This is a genomic window from Ferrovibrio terrae, assembly GCF_943371255.1.
Taxonomy (GTDB): Bacteria; Pseudomonadota; Alphaproteobacteria; order Ferrovibrionales; family Ferrovibrionaceae; genus Ferrovibrio; species Ferrovibrio terrae_B.
In genome coordinates, this window is record NZ_CALRUC010000140.1 from 1 (window position 1) to 9,937 (window position 9,937).

Annotated in this window: 10 protein-coding genes; 9 read left to right on the plus strand and 1 reads right to left on the minus strand. The window is 63.3% G+C overall.

Annotated elements, in window-relative coordinates; all coding sequences use genetic code 11:
- A partial coding sequence (locus AAG799_RS20540; RefSeq protein ID WP_341898796.1) for an amidase occupies window positions 1-782 on the minus strand: 782 nt, incomplete at its 3' end.
- Between the two features lie 186 nt (window positions 783-968).
- On the opposite strand from AAG799_RS20540, the gene AAG799_RS20545 reads away from it, so the two are divergent.
- The 9 genes from AAG799_RS20545 to AAG799_RS20585 all read left to right on the plus strand — a co-directional run bounded on the left by AAG799_RS20545 (window position 969) and on the right by AAG799_RS20585 (window position 9,697).
- Complete coding sequence (locus AAG799_RS20545) at window positions 969-2,054, plus strand: aromatic ring-hydroxylating dioxygenase subunit alpha (protein ID WP_341898798.1); 1,086 nt, start codon at window positions 969-971, stop codon at window positions 2,052-2,054.
- Window position 2,055: 1 nt separating this feature from the next.
- On the plus strand, window positions 2,056-2,775 hold the full coding sequence (locus AAG799_RS20550) for a GntR family transcriptional regulator (protein ID WP_341898800.1): 720 nt from the start codon (window positions 2,056-2,058) through the stop codon (window positions 2,773-2,775).
- 11 nt (window positions 2,776-2,786) lie between these two features.
- Entirely contained in the window at window positions 2,787-3,764 is a 978-nt protein-coding gene (locus AAG799_RS20555; protein ID WP_341898802.1) for a PDR/VanB family oxidoreductase, read from the plus strand.
- Window positions 3,765-3,960: 196 nt separating this feature from the next.
- Window positions 3,961-5,133 (plus strand): ABC transporter substrate-binding protein, encoded by a 1,173-nt coding sequence (locus AAG799_RS20560; protein ID WP_341898804.1) that lies wholly within the window; start codon window positions 3,961-3,963, stop codon window positions 5,131-5,133.
- Between the two features lie 68 nt (window positions 5,134-5,201).
- Complete coding sequence (locus AAG799_RS20565; RefSeq protein ID WP_341898806.1) at window positions 5,202-6,062, plus strand: branched-chain amino acid ABC transporter permease; 861 nt, start codon at window positions 5,202-5,204, stop codon at window positions 6,060-6,062.
- 10 nt (window positions 6,063-6,072) lie between these two features.
- Complete coding sequence (locus tag AAG799_RS20570; RefSeq protein WP_341898808.1) at window positions 6,073-7,098, plus strand: branched-chain amino acid ABC transporter permease; 1,026 nt, start codon at window positions 6,073-6,075, stop codon at window positions 7,096-7,098.
- Window positions 7,095-7,850: an ABC transporter ATP-binding protein gene (locus AAG799_RS20575; RefSeq protein WP_341898810.1), complete on the plus strand. Its 756-nt coding sequence runs from the start codon at window positions 7,095-7,097 to the stop codon at window positions 7,848-7,850. Before AAG799_RS20570 ends, AAG799_RS20575 begins: the two co-directional genes overlap by 4 nt.
- The gene (locus tag AAG799_RS20580) at window positions 7,843-8,556 is read left to right on the plus strand and encodes an ABC transporter ATP-binding protein (protein WP_341898812.1); all 714 of its coding nucleotides are present in this window, start codon (window positions 7,843-7,845) and stop codon (window positions 8,554-8,556) included. The genes AAG799_RS20575 and AAG799_RS20580 overlap by 8 nt, the downstream gene beginning before the upstream one ends.
- A gap of 28 nt (window positions 8,557-8,584) precedes the next feature.
- Window positions 8,585-9,697, plus strand: coding sequence for a 5-methyltetrahydropteroyltriglutamate--homocysteine S-methyltransferase (locus AAG799_RS20585; protein WP_341898814.1), 1,113 nt, complete (start codon window positions 8,585-8,587; stop codon window positions 9,695-9,697).
- Window positions 9,698-9,937: the final 240 nt, after the last annotated feature.

Here is a 9,937-nt window from a genome sequence, read left to right on the forward strand (position 1 = left end):
CGGGCCGGGCTGGCATGGGTTTCCGCCATCGTCACGGCCGCAGGGAAGGCCAGCGAATGCCGGTCGCGCGGATCGGGTGCCGACAGCGCGCAGAGCGTGGCAGCGACATCATCCAGGCTGCGGCCGAACAGGCCGATCACTTCCAGATCATTGTAGATCTCGGGGAAACCGCCGGTGCGGGCAATACGGCCAATGCTGGGTTTGAGGCCGACCAGGCCGGTATGGCCGGCGGGGCGGCGGGTCGAGCCGCCGCCGTCGGTGCCGAGTGCAATCGGGCCGAAACCGGCGGCAACAGACGCCACCGCGCCGCCGCTGGACCCACCCGGCGTCAGCGCAGGATTCCACGGATTGCCGGTGGCGCCGAACAGCAGATTGTAGGTGTAACCCTGCACGGTGAATTCCGGCACATTGGTCTTGCCCAGCAGCACGGCGCCGGCCGCACGCAGGCGCGCAATCGGCAGTTCATCGGCCGGCGGCAGATTGTCTTGCAGCAGCTGGCTGCCCCAGGTGGCGGGCATACCACCAACCACCAGACTGTCCTTGATCGTCACCGGGATGCCATCCAGCGGCCCGAGTGCACGACCCTCGCGATAACGCGTGGCACTGGCCTCGGCCGCCTTCAGGGCGCCGGCGGCATCCAGATGCACGACGGCATTCAGTTTCGGATTGAGTGCGGCGATACGGTCGAGGATCGCCTGCGTCACTTCCACCGGCGAGCGGGTGCCGCTGGTATAGGCCTTGTGCAGGTCTGCGGCGCTCAGGCGCCAGGCCGCTTCGGTCATGCCGTCCTCATTTCATCGGTTCAGTCCTGAATACGCATTGAGGCTCACCGGGGCAATAACCGGGAAGATTCAGTGTTTATGTATCCCGAAAATGCATGAAAATGAGAACAAAATATGAAAATTTGCCACTTTCACAGCTATAATGTATACAGGCGACAAGTCATAAGAACCGGAGGAAACGTCGGAATGGCCGCCAATCAGCCTTTCACGATGGATGCGGGTGCCGCGCCCTGGCCCCTGAATGCCTGGTATGTGGTCGCCTGGGATCATGAGGTGAAGCGCAGCCTGCTGCCGCGCACGATCTGCGGCGAGAAGCTGGTGGTCTATCGCCAGCCCGACAATCGTGTGGTCGCCCTGCAGGATGCCTGCTGGCATCGCCTGCTGCCGCTGTCCAAGGGTCATCTGCAGGAAGATGGCAGCCTGGTCTGCGGCTATCATGGCCTGGTCTATGACGCGCGCGGCCGCTGCACCCATATGCCGTCGCAGGAAACCATCAATCCCTCGGCCTGCGTGCGCAGCTATCCGGTGGTCGAACAGCATCGCTTTATCTGGATCTGGATGGGCGATCCGGCGCTGGCCGATCCGGCCCGGGTGCCCGACCTGCACTGGAACCATGATCCGGCCTGGGCTGGCGACGGCGAACTGATCCATGTGAACTGCGACTACCGCCTGGTGGTGGACAACCTGATGGATCTGACACATGAGACCTTCGTGCACGGCTCCAGCATCGGCAACCGCGCCGTGGCCGAAGCCCCCTTCGATGTCACCCATGGCGAACGCTTTGCCACCGTCACCCGCTGGATGCGCGATATCGAGGCGCCGCCCTTCTGGGCCAAGCAGCTGGGCAAGCCGGGCCGGGTCGACCGCTGGCAGATCATCCGCTTCGAGGCGCCCTGCACGGTGACCATCGATGTCGGCGTGGCACCCACCGGCAGCGGTGCCCCCGACGGCGACCGCAGCCAGGGCGTCAACGGCTTCGTGCTCAATACCATCACGCCGGAGACCGCCGGCACCTGCCATTACTTCTGGGCCTTCGTGCGCAACTACCGCCTGGAGGAGCAGAGCCTGACCACGGAACTGCGCCAGGGCGTGTCCGGAATCTTCCGCGAGGATGAGATCATTCTCGAGGCGCAGCAGAAAGCCATCGAGGCCAATCCGGGCAAGCTGTTCTACAACCTCAATATCGATGCCGGCTCGATGTGGGCGCGGCGCAAGCTGGATCGCATGATCGCGGTCGAGCGTGGCGGCAGTATCGCGGAAGCGGCCGAATAGCATGTCGCAGTCGCTCAAAACCATCCTCTCCCTGCGCGAGCTGATCCTCAGCGGCGCGCTGAAGCCGGGCGAGCGTCTGTCGGAGCTGTCCATCGTCGACCGGCTCGGCGTGTCGCGCACACCGGTGCGCATGGCGCTGGTGCGGCTGGAGGAGGAGGGGCTGCTGGAGGCGATCCCGTCTGGCGGTTATGCCGTGCGGCATTTCTCCGAGGCCGATATCTTTGACGCCATCGAAACGCGCGGCACCCTGGAAGGTCTCGCCGCGCGGCTGGCGGCCGAGCGCGGCCCCAGCCCCGGCCAGATTGGTGAGATCAAAGTCTGCCTGCGCAAGCTGGATGCCCTGATTCAGGACGAACATGGCGACGATACGCTGACCGGCTATGTCGAGCTGAACGAACAGTTCCATCAGCTGCTCATCCAGATGTCAGGCAGCCGCGTGGTGGCGCGCCAGATCGAGCGTGCCGTGGCGCTGCCCTTTGCCTCGCCGAGCGCCTTTGTTGAGGTGCAGGCGATGCTGCCGGAATCGCGTGCCATCCTGCTGGTGGCGCAGGAACAGCATCGCAGCGTGGTGGAGGCCATTGAGCGGCGCGAAGGCGCGCGGGCCGAGGCGCTGATGCGCGAGCATTCGCGCGTTGCCCATCGCAATCTGGTGATGGCGTTGGGGCATCAGGGTGCGCGCGATCTGGTGCCGGGCATGGCGCTGATCCGCCAGTCTGCCTGAGGGAGTGGAAGATGCATGATCAGAATGACTGGATGGATGCCACGCTTGTCAGCACCCGGGACTTCGGACCCGATATCCGCATGTTCGAGATCGCGCCGGCCGGCGGCACCGTGGCCTATGAGCCGGGCAGCCATATCAATATTGCCGTCGATATCGGCGGTCGCCGCGATGTGCGCTCCTATTCGCTGGTCGGTCAGCCGCGGCGCAATGTCTACCGCATTGCCGTCAAGCGCGTGAATCCGAGCCGTGGCGGCTCGGTCTGGCTGCACAATCTGCTGCCCGGCGCGCGGTTGCAGGTCACCTCGCCGCGCAATCATTTTCCTCTGCATTTTGGCGCATCGCGTTATCTGCTGATTGCCGGCGGCATCGGTATCACGCCATTGCTCGGCATGGCCCAGACGCTCATGCAGCGGGGTGTCGATTTCCGTCTGCTCTATGCTGCGCGCAGCCAGCGTGAGCTGGCCTTTGCCCAGGAGCTGAAAGAGACACTGGGTGGCCGGGTGACGCTGTTCATCTCGGAAGAGGGCAATCGTATCGATCTGCAGCGTGAACTGGCGGCTTTCCCCGCCGATGGCGATGTCTATTTCTGCGGCCCGGCGCGGTTGCTGCAGGCGGTACGCGACACCATGGCGGCGTTGAACCGGCCGCTGTCCAATCTGCGCTTTGAGACTTTTGGCAGCGGCGGCCTGCGGCCCAACGAGCCCTTCTGGGTCAAGGTGCCGCGCCTGGGTGTCGAGGTGGCGGTGCCTGAAGGCCAGTCGATGCTGGATGCGCTGGAAGCCGCCGGCGTCGAGGTGATGGCGGAATGCCGTCGCGGTGAATGTGGTCTCTGTGCGGTGGATGTGATGGCGCTGGAGGGCGAGATCGACCACCGCGACGTGTTTCTCAGCGAGCATCAAAAACGCGATAACAGCCGCATCTGCGCTTGCGTGTCGCGCGCGGTGCATGGTGGGATTGTGATCGATACAGCCTGGCGGGCAGACCAGTAGGCAAGTTCACTCATGTGAACCCATGACGGATTATCTCATGCAAGTGGCTCATCAATTCCACAGATTAAAGTCATTATAGATTCCCCTTGCATCTTTTGCCGGTTTCGCCAAAGTCCGGGAACTGGTGTTGGATAGATGTACTCGTGTGCGGATAGCGAACGAGACATATAAAAAAGCAAAACGGAGGAAAGACCACATGAACCGCAGACATCTTCTTGCAGCCCCCCTGATTGCGGCGGCAGCCGTGACCAGCTTGGGCCTCGTCGCCTCGGCCGGCGCCTATGCGCAGCAGACCGTCAAGATCGGCCTGATCCTGCCGATGACCGGTCCCTTCGCCTCCACCGGTCGCCAGATCGAAGGCATGGCGAAGCTCTATATGGCGCAGAACGGCAACATGGTTGCCGGCAAGAAGGTCGAGCTGATCGTCAAGGACGATACCGGCGTCGCCGATGTCACCAAGCGCATCGCCCAGGAGCTGGTGGTCAACGAGAAGGTCAGCGTGCTGGCCGGCTTCGGCCTCACCCCGCTGGCGCTGGCCACCGCGCCGATCGCCACCCAGGCCAAGATCCCGACCGTTGTGATGGCTGCTGCCACCCAGATGATCACCGCCCAGTCGCCCTATATCGTGCGCACGGGTTTCACCCTGCCGCAGGTTGCCGCTCCGATGGGCGAATGGGCGACGAAGAACGGCATCAAGAAGGTCGTCACGCTCGTTTCCGACTATGGCCCGGGCCTCGACGCCGAAAAATCGTTCAAGGAAGCTTTCACCAAGGCTGGCGGTGAAGTGCTGGCCGAGCTGCGCGTGCCGATGGCCAACCCGGAATTTGCGCCTTTCCTGCAGCGCGCCAAGGATGCCAAGCCGGATGCGCTGTTCGTCTTCGTTCCCTCGGGTATCGGCTCCGCGGTGATGAAGCAGTTCGGCGAGCGCGATTTGGCCAAGGACGGCATCCGGCTGATCGGTACCGGCGACGTCACCGACGACGATATCCTGAACGGCATGGGCGATGTTGCGCTCGGCGTGGTGACCTCCTTCCATTATTCGGCGGCGCATAACTCGCCGGAGAACAAGAAGCTGGTCGAAGAATTCAAGAAAGCGACCGGTATGCGTGCCAGCTTCCATGGCGTCGGCGGCTACGACGGCATGCACCTGATCTACCAGGCGCTGAAGAAGACCAATGGCGATGCCGATGGCACCAAGCTGCTGGAAGCCATGAAGGGCCAGAGCTGGACCAGCCCGCGTGGCCCGGTCAGCATCGATCCAGAGACGCGTGACATCACGCAGAATGTCTATATCCGCAAGGTCGAGCGGGTGAACGGCGAACTCTTCAACGTAGAATTCGCCACCATCAACAACGTCAAGGCGCGGTAATCCTGCACGCCTGAAGTCATGGCGGCCGGCGGCTTTCACCGCCGGCCGTTTTTCGAGAAGAGACTCCCGTGCTGACCATTTTCTTCGACGGCTTTGCCTATGGCATGGTGCTGTTCGTGCTGGCCTGCGGCCTGTCGGTGACGCTTGGCCTGATGAACTTCATCAACCTGGCCCATGGCGCTTTCGCCATGGCCGGCGGGTACCTCACCGTCGTGCTGATGAACCGCTTCGGGGTTTCCTTCTATCTTTGCCTGCCTGCCGGTTTTCTTGCATCTGCCGTGCTGGGCGGCGTTCTCGAGCGCACCCTCTATGCCCGGCTCTACACCAAGAGCCATCTCGACCAGGTGCTGTTCTCGATCGGCCTTGTCTTCATGGCGGTTTCCGCCATCGACTTCTTCATGGGCGCCCAGCAGCAGCTGATCACCCTGCCGCCATCCCTGCAGGGCCGCGTCGATGTGTTCGGCATCAGCGTCGGCGTCTATCGCCTGTTCGTCATCGCCATCTGCCTGGTGCTGGCCCTGGTACTGCAGCTGATCCTCAGCAAGACCCGCTTCGGCAGCCAGCTGCGCGCCGCCGTGGATGATGCGCGTGTCGCCCGCGGCCTAGGTATCAACGTCAACCTGATCTTCACCTTCACCTTTGCCTTCGGCTCGGGTCTTGCCGGCCTGGGTGGCGTGCTCGGCGCAGAAATCCTCGGCATGGACCCCACGTTTCCGCTCAAGTTCATGATCTATTTCCTGGTGGTGATCAGCGTCGGCGGCACCACCACGCTGTCCGGCCCCTTCCTGGCCTCGATCCTGCTCGGCATGGCCGATGTGGCGGGTAAATATTATGTGCCGACGATCGGCAGCTTCATCATCTACACGATCATGGTGGTGGTGCTGATCGTGCGGCCGCAGGGCCTGTTCGGCCGTGTCAATGCGCGCTGAGGCTTCTGGAATGTCCGCTTTGCTCGCCTATTTCAAACCCGATACCAGCACCGCCAGCGGCACCCTGCTGGCGCCGGCGCGCTGGCGTCCGCTGGAAATCCTGTTCTGGCTGTTTGCCCTGTCGCTGTTCTGGCTGGCGCCCAGCAAGGTTCTGCTGCTCAACGAAATCGCCATCCTGGCGCTGTTCGCGCTCTCGCTCGACCTCATCCTTGGCTATGCCGGCATTGTCTCGCTCGGCCATGCGGCCTTCTTCGGCCTCGGCGCCTATGTCGCCGGCCTGCTCGGCAAGCATGGGCTGCACGACCCGATCGCGGGTCTGCTGATTGCCGGCGCGGTTGCGGCGCTGCTTGGCTTTGTCACCAGTTTCCTGGTGCTGCGCGGCACGGATCTGACCAAGCTGATGGTGACGCTGGGCGTGGCGCTGATCCTGCGCGAGCTGGCCAACAAGTTCAGCAATATCACCGGCGGCGCCGATGGCCTGACCGGCGTGACCATGGGCCCGGTGCTGGGCCTGTTCGAATTCGATATCTTCGGCAAGACCGCCTATGCCTACAGCCTCGCGGTGCTGTTCATCCTGTTCTACATCGCGCGCCGCCTGGTCAATTCGCCTTACGGCCTGCTGCTGCGGGCGATCAAGGGCAATGCCCTGCGCACCGGCGCCATGGGAATCCCGACCGACTTGCGGCTGGTGACCATCTACACCATTGCCGCGGCCTATGCCGGTATCGCCGGGGCTTTGCTGGCGCAGACCACGCAATTCGTCTCGCTCGATGTGCTGGAATTCCATCGTTCCGCCGATGTGATGCTGGTGCTGGTGCTGGGCGGCAGCGGCCAGCTCTGGGGTGCGGTCATCGGCGCCATCGCCTTCAAGTTCATGTATGACTGGCTGGCGGACATCACGCCGCAATACTGGCTGTTCTGGGTCGGCCTGGTGCTGGTACTCACCGTGCTGTTCGGCCGCGGCGGCTTGATCGGCTTCTATCAGACCGGCCGTGACTGGCTGGCTCGCCGCTTCAAGACGGGCGGTGCGCAGTGACGGCCGTCCTTGAAACCCAGAATCTGCGCAAGGCCTTCGGTGGCCTGATCGCCACCAATGACGTGAGCTTCAGCCTGCCGGCCGGTGCGCGTCATGCCCTGATCGGGCCCAACGGCGCGGGCAAGACCACGCTGGTCAACCTGCTGACCGGCGTGCTGCAGCCCACTGCGGGCCGCATCCTGCTGCAGGGTCATGACATCACCGGCCTGCCGTCATACAAGCGCGTCAAGCTTGGCCTGGCGCGCACCTTCCAGATCAACCAGCTGTTCCCCGATCTCACGCCGCTGCAGACCATCGTGCTGGCGATTGCCCAGCGGGAGGATGCCGCTACCGGCTGGTGGCGGCCGATCGGCGGCCGCAGGGATCTGGTCGACGAGGCCGAGGCCCTGCTGTTGCAGCTCGGTCTGATCGACGTGCGCGACCAGCGCACGGCCACCATCGCCTATGGCAAGCAGCGCCTGCTGGAAATCGCCGTGGCGCTCGCCGGTAAGCCGGCCGTACTGCTGCTGGACGAACCGGCTGCCGGCGTGCCGGAGACCGAGCGGCATCAAATCCTCGATGTCATCGCCGCCCTGCCGGCTTCGGTCACTCTGGTGCTGATCGAGCATGACATGCAGCTGGTGTTCCGCTTCGCCAAGACCATCTCGGTGCTGGTTAATGGCGGGCTGTTTGTTGAAGGCCCGGCGGCGGAGATCGCGCGCGATCCGCGGGTGAAGAAAGTCTATCTCGGTGAGGAAGTGGTCGATGTCTGAGCTTCTCACGGTCGAGAATCTGCGCGCCGGCTATGGCGAGGCCATCGTGCTGGAAGGGGTCAGCTTCACTCTGGCGGCCGGTGACTCGCTGGCCCTGCTGGGCCGCAACGGCGTGGGCAAGACCACATTGATCAACACCCTGGTCGGCGCCACCCGCTATCGCGGTGGCAGGATCGGCCTCAACGGCACCGATATCACCGGCTACCGCTCCGACCGCCGCGCCACCGCCGGCATCGGTTGGGTGCCGCAGGAGCGCAATGTCTTCAAATCGCTGACGGTGGAGGAAAATCTCACCGCCGTGGCCCGGCCCGGCCGCTGGGGTGTGCAGCAGGTCTTCGAGATGTTCCCGCGTCTGGCCGAGCGCCGCCGCAATATGGGCAACCAGCTGTCGGGCGGCGAGCAGCAGATGCTGGCCGTTGGCCGTGCCCTGATGCTGAATCCGAAGCTGATCCTGCTGGACGAACCGCTGGAAGGCCTGGCGCCGATCATTGTCGAGGAGCTGCTGGCTGCCCTGCGGCGCATCACCCGTGAGGAAGGCCTGTCGGCGATCATCGTGGAACAGAATGCCCGCAAGCTGCTGCCGATCACCGACCAGGTGGTGGTGCTGGAGCGTGGCCGTATCGTGCATACCGCACAGAGCGCCGATCTGCGCGACGATCCATCCAGGCTGGAGGCTTGGCTCGCCGTCTCCGATGCCGCAGACTGAATGCCATCAAAACTGAGGGAGTGAAACCATGCAACGCAAAAAACCACCATTCCGTGCCGACCATGTCGGCAGCCTCCTGCGTCCGCAGGTGCTGAAAGAAGCCCGCGCCCAGCGCAAGGACGGCAAGATCGATGCCGCGGCTTTGAAGGCCGTCGAGGATGAGGCGATCAAGGCAGTCATCAAGCAGCAGGAAGCAGTCGGTCTGCACAGCATCACCGATGGCGAGTTCCGCCGCTCCTGGTGGCATTTCGATTTTCTCGGTTTCCTGGATGGCGTTGAGTATTACACCCATGCCGAACAGGGCATCCAGTTTTCTGGCGTGCAGACCCGCGCCGAAGGCGTCAAGGTCAAGGGCAAGATCGGCTATTCGGGCCATCCGATGGTCGATCACTTCAGGTTCCTGAAGGCGCATACCAAGGAAACGCCGAAGATGACCATCCCGTCGCCCAGCGTGCTGCATTTCCGCAGCGGCCGGAACGCGATCCCGAAGGATATCTATCCGAACCTCGACGATTTCTTTAACGACCTCGGCCAGGCCTACAAGAAGGCCGTGCAGGATTTCGCCAATGCTGGCTGCCGTTACCTGCAGCTGGACGAGACCAATCTGGCCTATCTCTGCGACCCCGAGCAGCGTGAGTTGTCGCGCCAGCGCGGCGATGATCCGGACAGCCTGCCGGAGAAGTATGCCGAGATGATCAACACCGCGATTGCCGACCGGCCCAGCGACATGGTGATCTCCATGCATCTGTGCCGTGGCAATTTCCGCTCTACGTTCATTTCCAAGGGCGGCTACGAGCCGGTCGCCAAGACGCTGCTCGACACCATCAAGGTCGACGGCTACTTCATGGAATATGACAACGAGCGCTCGGGCGGTTTCGAGCCGTTGCGCCATCTGCCCAAGGGCAACAAGACCGTCATCCTCGGTCTGGTTACCTCCAAGACCGGCCAGCTGGAATCGAAGGACAACATCAAGCGCCGGCTCGAGCAGGCGGCGAAATTCGCCGATCTCGACCAGCTCTGCCTCAGCCCGCAATGCGGCTTTGCCTCCACCGAGGAAGGCAATGTGCTGGCCGACGAAGAGCAGTGGGCCAAGCTGCGCATGATCGTGGAGATTGCCGAGGAGGTCTGGGGCAAGGCCTGAGGCCGGGGTTCATCCGGGTATCTGGCGGCCCCGCAGGCGACTGCGGGGCCGTTTTCTTTGGCTTCTGTCGGAATTGTGACAATGGCGGCGTCGGATTTCTGACGTAAACTCCGCGTAAACGGAGCTGACCATGATTCGATACGGCATATTCGCAATTCTGCTCGGGGCGGCGGCGCCTGCCATGGCCCAGCCCGCCATGCTGCCGCTGATCGATGCCCATGTGCATTACAGCCATGATGC